Annotated in this window: 14 protein-coding genes and 1 pseudogene; 10 read left to right on the top strand and 5 right to left on the bottom strand. The window is 69.3% G+C overall.

Going from position 1 to position 14,348, the window contains the following annotated elements; genetic code table 11:
• Positions 1–40 precede the first annotated feature (40 nt).
• Positions 41–649: a response regulator transcription factor gene (locus tag AB0L53_RS30980; RefSeq protein WP_364001181.1), complete on the top strand. Its 609-nt coding sequence runs from the start codon at positions 41–43 to the stop codon at positions 647–649.
• Here the strand turns inward: AB0L53_RS30980 and AB0L53_RS30975 are convergent.
• Positions 646–2,709, bottom strand: coding sequence for a histidine kinase (locus AB0L53_RS30975; protein ID WP_364001178.1), 2,064 nt, complete (start codon positions 2,707–2,709; stop codon positions 646–648). The genes AB0L53_RS30980 and AB0L53_RS30975 overlap by 4 nt on opposite strands.
• 152 nt (positions 2,710–2,861) lie before the next feature.
• On the opposite strand from AB0L53_RS30975, the gene AB0L53_RS30970 reads away from it, so the two are divergent.
• Entirely contained in the window at positions 2,862–4,325 is a 1,464-nt protein-coding gene (locus AB0L53_RS30970) for an alpha/beta hydrolase (RefSeq protein WP_364001175.1), read from the top strand.
• Between the two features lie 46 nt (positions 4,326–4,371).
• Here AB0L53_RS30970 and AB0L53_RS30965 read toward each other — a convergent pair whose 3' ends face one another.
• The gene (locus AB0L53_RS30965; protein WP_364001173.1) at positions 4,372–4,578 is read right to left on the bottom strand and encodes a cell division protein CrgA; all 207 of its coding nucleotides are present in this window, start codon (positions 4,576–4,578) and stop codon (positions 4,372–4,374) included.
• Positions 4,579–4,874: 296 nt separating this feature from the next.
• On the opposite strand from AB0L53_RS30965, the gene AB0L53_RS30960 reads away from it, so the two are divergent.
• The 3 genes and pseudogenes from AB0L53_RS30960 (at position 4,875) to AB0L53_RS30950 (ending at position 7,240) form a co-directional block, all read left to right on the top strand.
• A complete protein-coding gene (locus AB0L53_RS30960) occupies positions 4,875–5,543 on the top strand; it encodes a DUF6069 family protein (RefSeq protein ID WP_364001170.1) in 669 nt (222 codons plus the stop codon).
• A 64-nt stretch (positions 5,544–5,607) separates the two neighbouring features.
• A pseudogene (locus tag AB0L53_RS30955) lies at positions 5,608–6,018 on the top strand (ATP-binding protein); the annotation flags it as partial.
• Positions 6,019–6,745: 727 nt separating this feature from the next.
• Positions 6,746–7,240 (top strand): DUF4142 domain-containing protein, encoded by a 495-nt coding sequence (locus tag AB0L53_RS30950; protein WP_364001167.1) that lies wholly within the window; start codon positions 6,746–6,748, stop codon positions 7,238–7,240.
• 26 nt (positions 7,241–7,266) lie between these two features.
• Here AB0L53_RS30950 and AB0L53_RS30945 read toward each other — a convergent pair whose 3' ends face one another.
• The gene (locus tag AB0L53_RS30945) at positions 7,267–9,141 is read right to left on the bottom strand and encodes an MOSC and FAD-binding oxidoreductase domain-containing protein (RefSeq protein ID WP_364001164.1); all 1,875 of its coding nucleotides are present in this window, start codon (positions 9,139–9,141) and stop codon (positions 7,267–7,269) included.
• Positions 9,142–9,284: 143 nt separating this feature from the next.
• Between AB0L53_RS30945 and AB0L53_RS30940 the strand changes: the two genes are divergently transcribed.
• On the top strand, positions 9,285–9,536 hold the full coding sequence (locus AB0L53_RS30940; protein ID WP_364001161.1) for a hypothetical protein: 252 nt from the start codon (positions 9,285–9,287) through the stop codon (positions 9,534–9,536).
• A 10-nt stretch (positions 9,537–9,546) separates the two neighbouring features.
• Here the strand turns inward: AB0L53_RS30940 and AB0L53_RS30935 are convergent, their stop codons facing one another.
• Positions 9,547–10,125, bottom strand: coding sequence for a TetR/AcrR family transcriptional regulator (locus AB0L53_RS30935; RefSeq protein WP_364001158.1), 579 nt, complete (start codon positions 10,123–10,125; stop codon positions 9,547–9,549).
• Between the two features lie 67 nt (positions 10,126–10,192).
• Between AB0L53_RS30935 and AB0L53_RS30930 the strand changes: the two genes are divergently transcribed.
• Both AB0L53_RS30930 and AB0L53_RS30925 read left to right on the top strand, forming a co-directional pair.
• On the top strand, positions 10,193–11,173 hold the full coding sequence (locus tag AB0L53_RS30930; protein ID WP_364001155.1) for an alpha/beta hydrolase: 981 nt from the start codon (positions 10,193–10,195) through the stop codon (positions 11,171–11,173).
• Positions 11,170–11,310, top strand: a complete 141-nt coding sequence (locus AB0L53_RS30925) for a hypothetical protein (RefSeq protein WP_364001152.1) — start codon at positions 11,170–11,172, stop codon at positions 11,308–11,310. Before AB0L53_RS30930 ends, AB0L53_RS30925 begins: the two co-directional genes overlap by 4 nt.
• A 553-nt stretch (positions 11,311–11,863) precedes the next feature.
• Here the strand turns inward: AB0L53_RS30925 and AB0L53_RS30920 are convergent.
• Positions 11,864–12,439 carry a TetR family transcriptional regulator gene (locus tag AB0L53_RS30920; RefSeq protein WP_364001149.1) on the bottom strand — a complete coding sequence of 192 codons (576 nt, stop codon included), beginning with the start codon at positions 12,437–12,439 and terminating at the stop codon, positions 11,864–11,866.
• On the opposite strand from AB0L53_RS30920, the gene AB0L53_RS30915 reads away from it, so the two are divergent.
• Both AB0L53_RS30915 and AB0L53_RS30910 read left to right on the top strand, forming a co-directional pair.
• Positions 12,438–13,526, top strand: a complete 1,089-nt coding sequence (locus tag AB0L53_RS30915; RefSeq protein ID WP_364001146.1) for an FAD-dependent monooxygenase — start codon at positions 12,438–12,440, stop codon at positions 13,524–13,526. The two genes, AB0L53_RS30920 and AB0L53_RS30915, sit on opposite strands and share 2 nt — an antisense overlap.
• A gap of 240 nt (positions 13,527–13,766) precedes the next feature.
• Entirely contained in the window at positions 13,767–14,141 is a 375-nt protein-coding gene (locus tag AB0L53_RS30910) for a hypothetical protein (protein WP_364001144.1), read from the top strand.
• The last annotated feature ends 207 nt before the right edge of the window (positions 14,142–14,348 follow it).

Below are 14,348 nucleotides of genomic sequence, written 5' to 3'. Positions count from 1 at the left end.
ATGACCTCATCATGATCCGGACACTGGTAGACATATCCCTGTGATTCGAGTGCTTCTGGCCGAGGACCAGCACGTCATCAGGGGCGCCCTGGTCGCCCTGCTCAGCCTCGAGCCGGACCTGGAGATCGTGGCCGCCGTCGAGTCGGGCGACGCCGCCGTACCCTCGGCCCTGGTCCACCGGCCGGATGTCGCGGTGCTCGACATCGACATGCCCGGCACGCTCGACGGCCTGGCCGCCGCGGCCGAAATACGCGCGAAGCTGCCGTCGTGCCGCACGCTCATGCTGACCGGACACGGCAAGCCGGGGCACCTGCGCCGGGCGCTCGGGGCGCAGGTGGACGGGTTCCTGCTGAAGACCGCGCCGCCCGAGGACCTGGTCGCGGCGATCCGCGACGTCGCGGCGGGCAAGCGGGTGCTCGACCCCTCGCTGGCGGTCACCGCCTGGGACCTGGCCGACAACCCGCTGACGTCGCGAGAGGCCGACGTGCTGCGGCTGGCGGCGGGCGGCGCCGACGCGGCCGAGATAGCGGCCAAGCTCTTTCTCGGCGCGGGCACGGTACGCAACTACCTGACCGCCATCGTCGCCAAACTCAATGCCCGCAACCGTACGGACGCCGTCCGCATCGCCACCGAGGCGGGCTGGATCTAACCGACCATGTGCAGGGAGGTCGGCGCCTGGGCCGTCAGCTCGAACCAGCCGTCCTCGCGGGCCGTGCCGAGCCGCCCGTCCAGGGCCGCCAGGCGGGTGGTCAGGTTGCCGATACCGGCCGAACCGGGCCGCCCCTCCGAAGAGCGCACGCCGTCGTTGCGTACGCGGAGCCGTACCACGCCTTCCTCCATCACCGTGGTGATCACACAATGCCGAGCGGAGCTGTGCCTGAGCACGTTGGTCACCGCTTCCCGGAGCACGGTGCCCAGGACGTTCTCCACCTCGGCGGACAGCTCCGCGTGCGCGAGGCCGAGCTCCACCTGGATGCCCGCGGCGGCCAGCACGGACCGTGCCGACTCGGCCTCGGCGGCCAGCGACAGCGCCGGCCGCGCACCGGAGATGACCCGCAGATCCCCCTCCGCCTTCTCGGTCATCGCCAGTACGTCCACCAACTCGGCCCGAGCCCGCGCGGGGTCCAGGCGTCTGGCCAGCTCGCACTTGAGCAGGATCGCGGCCAGGCTGTGGCCGAGCAGGTCGTGCAGGTCGCGCGCGGCGCGCAGGCGCTCCTCGACCACGGCGGCGCGGGCCAGCGCCTGCCTGGCCTCCTGCAACTCCCGTACCAGCTGAGCGAGCTTGAGCAGCCCGTACACGACCAGGCCGGTCACGAGCGTGCTCGCGGTGAAGTTGACCGTCAGCGGGACCGGCAGGCCGAGCAGCACCGCGCTCACCGCGACGCTCGCCATCACACACCCGACCAGCGGCCAGGCCACGCTCCACGGGAACGCGAGCAGGATCGGACCGGCGAGGAACCCGGCCGCCCCCAGCCAGGCCCGCCCGAACACCGGAATCGGCAGGTAGACGAGCAATGCCAGCAACGCGAGCGCGAGCATGTGACGCCCGTTGATCGAACGGAGCTGCATGACGACGATCACGGCGAGACAGGCCGCGGCGGGGACCATGAGGCTCGCGGGGACGAACAGCAGCGCCTTGATCGAGAACCCGACCAGCACCGCGGCGAGCAGCGCGACCGACAACCGGTAGGCGCCCGGGTCCACGGCCGCCTCCGCCGCCTCCGCCGGTCCCTCGGGCAGCACGGCGTCCACGGTCAGCCGGCCCTCGGCGGACAGGCCCGTGGTCAGGCTGCCGCCTGCTTCTTCCAGCTGCCGGGTCAGATCGGCCAAGCCCTCGTCCTCGGCCGTGCGGGCGCCGTCATGGGTGACGCGCAGGCGTACCGTCCCGTCGGTCGTGGTGGTCTCGATCACGCACGTCGTGGCCGTGTTCTGGCGTACGGCTTCGGTCACCACCTCGCGCAGCACCGCCGCGAGCAGCGCGCCCGCGGGGCCTAGCGGCTCGGAGTGCCCGATCCGCGTCTCGGTCTCGATCGCCGCGGCCGTCAGCATCGCGCGGGCGGTCGTCATCTCGGGCGCGAGTGACGTGGCGCGGTAGCCCGCGGCGGCGTTCCTGGCGTCGGCCAGGGAGCGGCGGGCGGTGGCGACGACCTCGCCGAGCGTCTCCGCGACGCGTTCGGGTCGATCCAGAGCGGACCGTACGCCTGCGGCGATCGCCGTGAGCCCTCTGCCGAGGCCGTCGCTCAGCCCGGTGGCGATGCGCAACCGCTCCTCGGCCGCCGCAGCCAGCGCCAGCGCGAGCCGGGCGGCGTACATCTCGTCCACCCGATCGGTGAGCCGGGTGAGGCCGTAGATCACCAGGGCGATCAGCACCATGCTGATCGCGGGGTCCGCCGGACCGACGACGGCGGCGCTGACCGCCACCAGCGGGGCCAGCGGCCACGCCGGGGTCAGCAGCAACGATCCGCCCAGGAAGCCGAGGATCCCGACGGAGGTGCCGAAGCCGAGCGTGGCCGCGTAACCGACCACCGCCTGTACGACCAGCAGCCACGGCCCCCTGAACCGCCGCAGGGAGCGCTGTACGTAGACGAGCTGCAGCCCGAACGCCACGATCGCGAGGGGGGACCCCGCCAGCACATAGACGGACGCGAACCCGGCGAGCACCACGACCACGATCCCCCGCGCCAGGCGCGGCACCGGAACCTGCGACAACTCACTCCCCCGTGTCAGATCGGGGGCAAGCCTACGGGTTGTCCGTTTCGTGAGGAGGTCATGGGTCTTCGGTGACGCGGTCTCTGGTTCGGAGATCCGCGGCTCGGCAGAGTCGTTGACGCAAGCCGAACGATCACTGAAGAGGACCCCTGATGCGAAACCTCGCGAGACTGTCCGCCGCTGGAGCGGCCACCGCCATCCTTGCCACCGCCCTCGTGACCCCCGCGCAGGCGGCGGCCGTCTCGTGGAGCGCCTGCCCCGCCGGGCCCGGTGTCGACGCGCGACAGGAGTGCGCCACGCTGAAGGTCCCTCTGGACTATCAGGCGCCCGGTGGGCCGACGATCTCGCTGGCGGTGTCGCGGATCAGGACCGCCAAGCCCACGTCGCGCCGTGGTGTGCTGCTGATCATCCCCGGCGGGCCGGGCAGCCCGGGCCTGAACCGGCCGAGTGTCCAGGTCAAGCGGCTGCCGCAGGACGTGCTCGACCGCTTCGACATCATCGGGTTCGACCCGCGTGGCGTGGGCCAGAGCTCCCCTGTCTCCTGCGGGCTGGCGACCGGTGATCTCTCGTTCACCAAGCTCAAGCCGTACCCCGACGCCGACGGCGGCATCGCGGCGAACGCCGCCTGGTCGCGCAGGATCGCCGAGGCCTGCGCCCGCAACGGCGGGCCGCTCGTCCGGCACATCAGCACCCGTAACGAGGCCAGGGACATCGACGCCATCCGCCGGACGCTGGGCGAGAAGAAGATCTCCTACTGGGGCGTCTCCTACGGCACCTACGCCGGGGCCGTCTACGCCACCATGTTCCCTGAGCGTACGGACCGGGTCGTTCTGGACAGCAACGACGATCCCGATCCGAGCCGGGTGGCGCGGCAGTGGCTGGCCAACTACTCCGTCGGCGTGGAGGATCGCTTCCCCGACTTCGCCACCTGGGCCGCGGCCCGTGACGCCGACTACGGCCTCGGTACGGACGCGGCGGCGGTCCGGCGCACGTTCCTGGAGCTCGCGGCCGACCTGGACCGCAAGCCCTTGCCGTGGCCGGGCGCCAACCCCGAGGAGCTGAACGGCAACCTCCTCCGGGAGACCATGCTCAACGCGCTCTACTCCGACGCGAACTTCCCCATGCTGGCCGGACTCATGCACGCCGCCCTGACCTCCGCCGAACTGCCTCCGGCGAACACGCCGCCGCCGGCCGTCCTGCAGAACACCGCCGCCCACGCCGGCGCCACCATGTGCAACGACGTGGAGTGGACGGACTCGGTCGCCACGTTCCAGCGGCAGGTGGCGCGTGACCGGATCGCCCACCCGCTCACGGCGGGCATGCCGGTCAACATGGGGCCGTGCGCGTACTGGCCCGTCAAGCCCGCCGAGTCGCCCGTACGGGTCGGCTCGCGCGGCCCGGCCAATGTGCTGCTCATCCAGAACCTGCGTGACCCGGCCACGCCGTACAGCGGCGCGCTGAAGATGCGGCAGGCGTTCGGGCAGCGGGCCCGCATGGTCAGCGTCGACTCCGGCGGCCACGGCGCCTACCTCGCCAACGGCAACGCCTGCGGCGACCGGACCGTCACCGGCTTCCTGACCACCGGCCAGCTGCCGAACCGCGACAAGGCCTGCTGACCGGCCTCGATGTGAAGGCTTCTCCGTACGGTCACATAGGCCCTTCTCAGGGGCGGCGGCGCGCCGACATGACCAAGGCCACCAGCAGGAACACCCCGAACACCGCACCCAGCAAGAGCAGCCCGAACCCGATCAACAGATTCCAATTCCCGAACTCACCGAGAACCGGGAAGGCGGGATCCACGTAGTACATGACGATCCACAGGATGCCGACGATCCATGCGGCAGGCATCGCCACGGCCCAGCGTCGCACCCAGCGTGTGGACCGCGGCGGCGGCGCGGGCGTTCCTTCACGGGGATAGGGCCCAGACACCGATTTCGCTCCTACCGTCAGCTGGGAATCGCGCCGACGACGCTATCGGAGAAGGGGCGGCCATTAAACCCCTTGGCCATTCGGGGACCGATTCCTATGAGCTGGGGACTGAGCTGGGGACCGAGAAGCGAGGCGATCTACGGGACCCACCACGCGCACGGCGCGTCATCCGCCCTTGACAGCGCGTGTATGGTTCCGTAAGTGCTTGATCAGCATTCGCGACAAAGGTGATTCGCATGTCATATCCCTCCCATGACCGCCATGATCGCCACCCGGGGTCGTCCCGGCCGAGAGTCAATCCGGCGCGAGTGTGGGGAGGCGGCGTGGCCGCCGCCGTGGTGGCCGCACTGATCGTGGTCGTCGGAGCCATGATCAGCAACCGGCTTCTGGGCATCCGCGCGCTGACTCCGTACGGGAACTCCGCTTACGGCAGCACGGCGATCACGGGATACGCGATCTCGGCCGCCACGGCCGCGCTCGTCGCGACGCTGCTGCTCTATGTCCTCATGCTGTCGACGCCGGAGCCGACCAAGTTCTTCGGCTGGATCGCCGGGCTCTTCACCGTGATCATCACGATCCTGCCGTTCATGTACTCCGTCGACCTCATCAGGCAGGTCGCCACGGCCGCCATCAACCTCGTCGTCGGCATCGCCATCTTCTCGCTCCTGGCCTCGATCGGGCGCACAGCCATAGAGTTCGAGCACGTATCGGACCCCGAGCCGTATCCGTACGAGCAGCCCCGGGGGTATGAGCCGCAAGGTTACGAGCCCCACGGATACGACCAGCGCGGATACGACCAGCGGGGCCACGAGCCCAGAGGACACGAGCAGCGCCGGTACGAGCGCACCCGCGAGTACGAACAGCGCGAATACGAGCAGCGCCGAAGCCGCGACCCGTACAACTGATCGGCTTTTGCCAGCCCGTACTCTTTCCCGGTGATGTGGCATCACCTCTCGGGGCTGACCGGGCATGCTTAGGGGCAGACGCGAGGACCAGGCAGTCGTCGACGGGCTACTGGAGAGCGCGCGAGCGGGGCGCAGCGGCGCTCTCGTGATCTACGGTGATCCGGGCATCGGCAAGAGCGCCCTGCTGAGAAGCGCCGCCGAACAGGCTACCGATCTGCGGGTGCTCCGCAGCGTCGGGGTGGAGACCGAGGCCGAGCTCCCGTTCGCGGCGCTGCACCAGTTGCTGCGGCCGGAGCTGGCTCGCGCGGAGGCGCTGCCCGAGCGCCAGGCGCTCGCGCTGAAAGGCGCGCTCGGCCTCGGTGCGGCCGCGGGCGAGGACCGTTTCCTCATCGGACTCGCGACGCTGTCCCTGTTGTCGGAGATCGCCGAGGACGGCCCGCTGCTCTGCCTGGTGGATGACGCGCACTGGCTGGACCGGGCCTCCGCGGACGCGCTGGTCTTCGCGGCCAGGCGGCTCGACGCCGAGGGAGTCGTCCTGCTCTTCGCCGCACGTGACGGTTTCAACGCGCAGGGCCTGCCGGAGCGCCGGCTCGGCCCGCTCGACGCGGAGTCGGCGGCCGAGCTGCTGACCGAACGCGACCCGCACCTGGCGGAGGGCCCCAGAAGCCGGGTCCTGACCGAGAGCTGCGGCAACCCGCTCGCGTTGATCGAACTGCCGCGCACCGCCGACCCGTTCACTCCGATGCCGCTGCCGCGCCGGATCCAGGAGGCGTACGCGACCCGCATCGCGCGACTGCCGGACGGAGCCCAGCTGATGATCCTGCTCGCCGCCGTCGAGGACACCGGCGACCTGGGCACCGTACTCCGGGCGGCCGAACGGCTCGGGATCGGCGCCGAGTCTCTTGGTACGGCAGAGCGGGCCGGCTTCCTCACGGCCGGCGGCGGCCGCACCTTCGCCGACGGTGGCGGCGTCACTTTCGCGCACCCGCTCATGCGGGCCGCCGCCGTCCAAGTGACTAGGACCAGACCTCCACCGCTTTGTGCCCTTCGCCACGAGCAGGTGCTTGGCGACCGATTCGGTGCGACCCATGCGTTCATTTTGATCACACATGAGTTCGCCTGGAGCCAGCGGAGGGCACCAAGTCGGGACGGACAAACCGACCGAAGGGGGACATTCAATGCCCAAAGCGATCATCCCCATCATGTTCGCCCTTGCGATTGCCGTGATGCCTCCCGCGGCCGCCGGCGCGCGCACGCACCTGGACGTGAACGAACAGGACCGGACCTTCCTCCGGCAGGCACACCAAGGCAACCTGGCCGAGATCCAGGCCGGACAGGCCGCCCAGGACATGGGCGTCAGCAAGGCGGTCCGGGAGCTGGGCGCCAAACTGATCAGCGATCACACCAAGATGGACGGCGACGTGAGCCGGGTCGCCAAGCAGGTAGGGGTGGACCTGCCCGACAAGCCGAGTGCCAGCCAGCGCCGCCAGCTCGGGGAGCTGGCCGCCAAGAGCGGCGAAGCATTCGACCGAGCATGGCTGGCCGCGCAGATCGCCGGACACCGCCAGAGTCTCGCCAACGGCGCCAAGGAACTGCGGAAGGGATCCTCGCCGGAGGTGAAGCAGCTCGCCACCGATGCCAAGCCCATCGTCCAGACGCACCTGGACATGCTGATGGCCGCCAAGGGCGGCACCTGAGGCGATCAGCTGTAGGTCCGAACGTGTCAAAGGTCCAGGATGACGTCCTCACGTGGCCGGGAGCAGCAGATGAGCGCGTCGCCTTCGGCGGGCGCGTCGAGCGGCTCGGGCGAGTAGTCGACGCTTCCGGCCAGCAGGCCGCTCTCACAGTTGTGGCAGACGCCGGTACGGCATGACCAGCGGGTGGGCACGTCACAGGCTTCGGCGAGCTCCAGCAGGCTCATGTACGCGGTGCTCCAGCTCACCGTCAGCCCGCTGCGCGCGAAGGAGACCGCGGGCCCGTCACCCGGCGGACCCGCGGGCGGGTGTACGGGAGCCACCGAAGCGCTGGTGACACCAGGAGTCAGAGACGGACCGGCGCCGAAGATCTCCGTACGGACATGGGAGGGAGCGAGCGCGGAGGCGGCGAGCGCGACCGGGAGGTCCCGCATGAGCGCGGGAGGGCCGCACACGTACGTGTCGGCGCCGCGTGGCAGGCCGAGGCCGCAGAGCAGGTCAAGGGAGAGGCGACCCCTGGAGTGGTAGTCGACGCCCTGCCGGTCGCCGGGGGCCGGGCGGCTGTAGCAGACGTGCCGGTGCGCGTTCGCCAGTCGGCCGAGCAGGTCGCGGCTCTCGTCGGCGAACGGGTGCTCGGTGCCGTCTCGCGCGCCGTACAGCCACCACACCTCACGAGAGGATCGCTCGGCGGCGAGCGTGTGCAGCATGGCCATGACGGGGGTGGCGCCGATGCCCGCCGAGATGAGGACAACGGGACCGTCACCGGCCACGAGTGTGAAGACGCCTCGCGGGGCCGCGCATTCGAGGACGTCTCCGGTACGCAGATGGGCACGCAGGTATCCGCTGGCCACCCCGTGCGGCTCCTGCTTAATGCTGAGGCGATACTCCGCGCCGCCCGGCGGGCCTGACAGCGAGTAGCTGCGGATCAGCGACGGCCCGCCGCCCTCGGATGGCACCCGAACGGTGAGGAACTGGCCCGGCAACGCGGCAGGAAGCGGCGCGTCGCCGGGCGCGCCAGAACGCGGGTCGCCGTCGGAGGCGGCAGGGAGCGGCGCCCCGTCAGGGGCGGCAGAACGCGGGTCGCCGCCGAGCGCGGCAGGACGCGGGTCCCCGTCGGGGGCGGCCAGCGTCACGGAGAACACGCTGGCGCTCTCCGCCTCGATCCGCTTCACCCGGAGCGGCCGGAACCCCGGCCAAGCCGGCGGCGGAGAGACGGCGGGGGCCAGCCCCGCGTTGCCGCCCGCCGCGCCGGAAGCGCCGTCGGCCTGGTCGAGCAGCGCCTGCAACGACGTCCTCCAGCCGGGGCTGAGAGCGGGAATGCGCTGCGCCCGCGCGAGCTGCCGACGGGAGTGGCCCGGCAGGTACAACAGCGCGTCGATATCGGCGACCGTCACCTCCTCGGGGCCGGAGGCGACCTTGACGAACTCCTGCCCCGCCTCCACCCGGCCCTCGACGAGGACTTTCAGGTAGAACCCCGGACGCCGGTGGGACACCAGCAACGCGGCCATCTGGGGCTCGCCCATCCGCAACCCCACCCGGTAGCAGGTGACACGCGGCTGGGTGACTTCGAACAGCGCCTCGCCCACCTGGAACCGGTCACCGATGCACACCTCGTCGTCCGGCAGCCCGTCGACGGTGAAGTTCTCCCCGAACTGCCCGTAGGCGAAGTCGTCGCGACCCAGGTACTCCTGCCAGTGGCGGTAGGAGTCGAGCTGGTAGACCAGGACGGCGCGGTATTCACCGCCGTGCCCGGCCAGATCCCCCTGGCCGTCCCCGTCGACGTTGAGCCGCCGCACCATCCGCGGGCCGGTGACGGCGTACTTCCACACGCCGGTACGCACCGTCTTGCCCCGCCAGGCAACATCCTGCGGAAGACCCACGTTGACCGATACCAGCCGCGCCATGCGTCCCTCCTCGCGTCAGAGTCCGTGTACGGGGCTGGACTACCGAACATACAGAACGAATAGCAACAAAACGGTCAGATGCCGTTCGCCGGAACGGAGGGCAGTGCATTGCCCGCCCTTAAATTATTAGTTAACTTTCCTGTATGAAGTCGCGCCCCCTAGCCGCGCTCACATTGGCCGCGGCCACCCTCATCACCGCATTCGCTTTCGCCTCGCCCGCACAGGCCGAAATACCCGGCTATGTCAAGCAGGGCACCTACGGCTGGCCCGACCAATGCGCCGGGATCGGCTACAACGGTCAGACCAACCACACCTGGCGCCAGTACTACTGCGAAACCGTCATCCCGACCAACTGGAACGCCCCGGGCCTTTACTACCTGTGGGTGCAGTACTAAAACAGCAGGTCTAGTTCGGATCAGCACCGTCAGCGAAGTGCCCTAGAACCATCTCGACCAGTGCGGCCACGTCGGCGTCGACCATCGGCTCGCCGGTCATGCCCATCCGGTGCAGCAAGGTTCCGACGACGACGTCAATGAAGAACAGGACCCGGTTCTCCGGCTCGCCCAGCGCTTCCTGGAGCGCGAGCCGGTACGGGTCCTGCAACCGCGCGGACAGCACCTCGCGTACGGCCGGATCACTCACGGCGTCACTGAACACGCCCGCGAACGCGTCACCCACCCCGGGCTCGCCGATCTTCGCCGCGATCCAGTGAATGGCCGAGGACATGAGCTCGGCCCGGCTGACGCCCTCCAGCGGCACCGAGCCGAACGCGTCCAGGAGGCAGTCCACGATCAGCGCGCCCTTCGACGGCCAGCGCCGGTAGATCGTCGTCTTCGCGACGCCGGCCGCGGCGGCGATGCGGTCGACGGTGGCACTCGCGTACCCGAGCTCGTGCACCGTGCTCAGCGTCGCGGCGAAGACCACGTCGTTGACGCCGGCTCGCGGACGACCGGGCGGCCTGGCGGATGTGGTCGTTCGGGTCATGCTCACACGATAGCCCTTTGCGCTACCATCGGTATCGATACTTGCCGTAGCGAAACCAGGGGGACAGATGAGCGAGGTCACCGGTACGGAGCGGCCGCCGCTGGGCATCCGGTTGATGCATGCCCTGCAGAAGGAGCCGGACTGGTCGGCGATGACGGCCGAGGAACTGGTCGCCCTCCGCGACACGGTGAACCGCAAGCGGGCCTCCCGTCTGGCGCGGCTGATCACCGGGTTCCCTGACCGCGGCGCCACGATCCAGTGGCAAGAGGTGGCACTGCCCGACCGCCGGCTCCGGGTCCGGGTGTACCGGCCCTCGCCCGGGCACGGCGGCGAAGGCCTGCCACTCGTACTCCACGTGCACGGAGGCGGGTTCGTGGGTACGGCTGTGCAGAGCGACTGGGTGAACAGTCACCTCGCCGCCCAGCTGCCCGCGGTCGTCGTCTCGGTCGAGCACCGCCTCCTCGACCCGGATACTCCGCTGTCGGCGGCCGTCGACGACGGCTGGGACGTACTCCGGCATGTGGTGCGGCATGCCGCGCAGTGGGGCATCGACCCGGCGCGGACCGCCGTCTTCGGTGAGAGCACCGGCTCGATGGTCACCGCGCTGGCCGCGATCCGGGCCAGGGAGTCCGGCCTGCCCTTGCGGGCTCAGGTGCTCGCCAACTCCCCTGTCGACCTGACCTCGGCGGGATTCGACCACGCCTCGATGCGCCAGCACGCCAACAGCCCGGCCCTCACCCTGACGCAGATGCGCTTCTTCCAGCAGCTCGCCGTTCCGCCGGGAACGGATCCTCGCGCGTTGTCACCGCTGTACGCCGACGACCTGAGCGGGCTGGCCCCAGCGCTCGTAGTGGTGCCGACCATTGATCCGGTGGCCGATCACGGCCGCTGCTACGCCGAACGGCTGCGGGCGGCCGGGACGCCCGCGCGGCTCACCGAATATCCGGGCGCGACGCACGCGTTCCTCAGCATGCCGGGCGTGGTGCCGCAGGCCAAGGCCGCGCGGGCGGAGATCGTCGAGTTCCTCCGCGAAGCCTTCGCCGGGTGACCGCGCTGGTGAGCAACTTCTCCCTGTTTGTACAGGTCTCTGGGGAATGGGGCAAGCATGTGGGGGTTCTCGTGATCATGATCGTGATCATCATTGCGGTAACGCTGGACGTGGCCGACCTGCCATTCCGGGCCTGACCCACAGCTGGGAAGCTCAACTCCCCCGCGCCCGCCATGGGTGCGGGGGCGTCTGCATGTCACGGAAGCTGCGAGTTCGGCGAATCAAAGAGCTTGAAGGCGGCCACGATGTTGGTGTCGAGAACGCCCCGCTCATGCCAGGTCACAGGCGGGTCCCGTCGAACGGATCGCGTAGCTCGTCATCGATCATCGTGTCCAGATCGGCCACACCTCGTCCCAGTCAATAGCCGGGGCCGTGGCGAAAACGGCCTGCGCATCAGCCGTGGGAACGAACCGGCGCACGCTCACCTCGGTCGGTCGAGGCCTCGGAGCATCCATGGCTCACTTGTACCCCTGCGTTCCACGGCGTAGCACGCCGGGCAGGTGACCGAGATCCGGCCGGACATGACCACACCCCCGAGGGGCCGCAAAACGCTCGATACCATAGCGCTTCAGCCGCCGGCATACATGCGAACGACCTGGAAAGGCGTGATCGAGATGCGGGTGCTCGTCTCGGTGGACATGGAGGGAATCGCCGGGGTGATCCGAGCCGATGAATGTTCACCGGCGGACGTCACAGGTTACGGAGTGATCGGAGCTCGCTGATCACGTCTGCGCCGGAGGGCGCGTGATCCGGGTCCACCAGCCACTGCAGCATCAGACCGGTCAGCAATGCCAGCGGCACGGAACCGCCGAGCCCTTCGCGTCCCTGGCGCTGCCCTTTGGCGAGGTGTTCACGTACCTCTGGTGATCGCTCGGCCTGCACTACGGCCTCGAGTTGGGCCACCCACAACGCCCGATGAGTGGTGAAGCTGTCGATCAGCGTCTGCCAGCGCTCTTCCGGCTCATCGGACGGGGCGCGACGGTCGAGTTCGGCTCCGAGCTCGTCAACCGCTTCCACCAGGGCTTGGGTGAGCAGGGCATCTTTGGAGCCGAAGTGGTAGCCGATGGCGGCGTGACTCACTCCAGCGGCCGAGGCGATGTCCCGGACGGTCGTGCGAGCCCAGCCGCGTTCGATCAGGCATCGCTTGGCCCCGGCCAGCAGATCCTCTCGGTTTCCCATACAGCGCAGCATACCGAAGAACTTGACCAAACGGTCTATCCATTTGGTTTGACCAAATGGGCAAGACGCGATTACGGTCATCTCCATGACCAAGACGACGGTTCTGATCTCGGGCGCCAGCGTGGCCGGGCCCGCCCTCGCCTACTTCCTGCACCGCGACAGGTACGAGGTGACCGTGATCGAGCGCGCCCCGCACCTGCGTGACAGCGGCTACGCGGTGGACTTCCGCGGCCAGGCACTCGGCGTACTGGAGGAGATGGGCATCCTCGCCGAGGTCCGGGCGCACGACACGAAGATGCGCGGCACCACGCTGGTGGACGAGACCGGCGCCGAGATCGGGCAACTGCCCGCGGAGGCATTCGCCGGCGAGCTGGAGGTGCCCAAGCAGGAACTGACCCGGATCCTGCACCGCATCACCGCGGACAACGTGGCGTACGTGTTCGACGACTCCATCAGCGCGCTGACTCAGCATGAGTCCGGCGTCACGGTCGAGTTCGAGCGCGGCGCCACCCGCGACTTCGACCTTGTGATCGGCGCCGACGGCGTCTACTCCAAGGTCCGACGGCTGACCTTCGGCCCGCACGCCGACGCGCTGCGGCACCTGGGCCTTTCCGGAGCCGGGTTCAGCACCCCCAACTACCTCGGGCTCGACCGCACCGGGCTGCTCCAGCAGACCCCGAACACGGCGACCTACATGTTCGGCCTCGACGCGGCGGCCCCTCTCACGGTCAGTCTTTCCTTCGCCACCACCTCCCCCGCGCTGGACCGCCGCGACCGCCAGGAGCAGGAACAGGCCGTGCGGGCCGCCTTCGCCGAGCACGGCTGGGAAGCGCCCCGGCTGCTGAAAGCGATGAGCGAAGCCGACGACTTCTACTTCGGCTCCTCCTGCCAGGTCCACCTGGACCGCTGGTCCCACGGCCGGGTCACGCTGCTCGGCGACGCGGGCTACTGCGCCGCGCCCACCAGCGGCATGGGCACCTCACAGGCATTGATCGGAGCATGGACGCTCGCCCGCAGCCTGGCTGAGGCGGACGGCGACCACAAGACCGCCTTCGCCGCGTACGAGGCGGAACTGCGGCCTTACGTCACGGAGAACCAGGCGAAAGGCCAGCAAGCCGCGGCAATGTTCGGAGGGCACGCCACCCCGGCGGGCTCCGAACCGCACACAACCTAAACCGCCCCGCCTGTCGACGACTCAAGCTCTGACCGGCGGCGGCGTTGTCCACATCAAGGACAGCCGGGGCGAACTCACGAACGCCGCTACCATGACGATTTCACCGCCCCTGGGTCACCAGGGCCGCTACGCTGGGTGTCGACTTGACCACGAAGAAGATGTTCGGTCGGAACAGGATCCTCTGGTGACGCGCCCTCGCCTGCCCTCTGGTCGAAGTCGGGAAGTACGAAGATGGTCATCATGAGCATGAAGCGGCAGGGCGAAGTCTTGAACGAACTGGCCATGGCGATCCGCGACATGCGAATTCCAGACGCGCCGCACATCCAGGAGGCTTCGGTTGAGCCGTACCTTGATGCCGATGGCGAGGCAGCACTCCGAGCTGTGATCATTATGGACACGCCCGACGAGAACGGGTGGCCGGCCGAATTTACCCATGCGTTGCGTAGGGAGGTGAACAAGCTTGCCACTCAACGCCAGATCGATGAGCACGTCTACGTCAAACTGTTCACCCCGGAAGAATTCCAAGCGCGGGAAGACGTCGACGAGCCGCTCGAAGACAACAGCACAGGCGTTATTGACCAGGCCCTGACCAGGGACCAGCAGGACTGGCCGTGAGGCGAGACTTCAAGGCAGACGACTACCTCCATCTAGCCGACACCCTCGCAGGCCGTACCGCCGGGCGCGGACGTCCTCGGACCGCCTACCTGAGGCGTGCTACCTCAACGGCCTACTATGCGCTCTTCCACGAGCTCGTACAGCATGGCGCGGACTACGACCCTGCCGGTCGCCTGCGCCTTTGCCCATGGCATGCACCGCGACCGG

Source organism: Nonomuraea sp. NPDC052129, from assembly GCF_040680095.1.
Taxonomy (GTDB): domain Bacteria; phylum Actinomycetota; class Actinomycetes; order Streptosporangiales; family Streptosporangiaceae; genus Nonomuraea.
Note: the sequence above shows the minus strand (reverse complement) of the source record. Positions and strands in the feature narration are given on the sequence as shown.

Excerpts from the sequence above, each read along its gene's own strand:
- AB0L53_RS30945 (WP_364001164.1), bottom strand. The coding sequence starts at position 9,141 with ATGGCGCGGCTGGTATCGGTCAACGTGGGTCTTCCGCAGGATGTTGCC.
- AB0L53_RS30915 (WP_364001146.1), top strand. The coding sequence starts at position 12,438 with ATGACCAAGACGACGGTTCTGATCTCGGGCGCCAGCGTGGCCGGGCCC.
- AB0L53_RS30935 (WP_364001158.1), bottom strand. The coding sequence starts at position 10,125 with ATGACCCGAACGACCACATCCGCCAGGCCGCCCGGTCGTCCGCGAGCC.
- AB0L53_RS30930 (WP_364001155.1), top strand. The coding sequence starts at position 10,193 with ATGAGCGAGGTCACCGGTACGGAGCGGCCGCCGCTGGGCATCCGGTTG.
- AB0L53_RS30960 (WP_364001170.1), top strand. The coding sequence starts at position 4,875 with ATGTCATATCCCTCCCATGACCGCCATGATCGCCACCCGGGGTCGTCC.
- AB0L53_RS30970 (WP_364001175.1), top strand. The coding sequence starts at position 2,862 with ATGCGAAACCTCGCGAGACTGTCCGCCGCTGGAGCGGCCACCGCCATC.
- AB0L53_RS30950 (WP_364001167.1), top strand. The coding sequence starts at position 6,746 with ATGTTCGCCCTTGCGATTGCCGTGATGCCTCCCGCGGCCGCCGGCGCG.
- AB0L53_RS30940 (WP_364001161.1), top strand. The coding sequence starts at position 9,285 with ATGAAGTCGCGCCCCCTAGCCGCGCTCACATTGGCCGCGGCCACCCTC.
- AB0L53_RS30910 (WP_364001144.1), top strand. The coding sequence starts at position 13,767 with ATGAGCATGAAGCGGCAGGGCGAAGTCTTGAACGAACTGGCCATGGCG.
- AB0L53_RS30920 (WP_364001149.1), bottom strand. The coding sequence starts at position 12,439 with ATGGAGATGACCGTAATCGCGTCTTGCCCATTTGGTCAAACCAAATGG.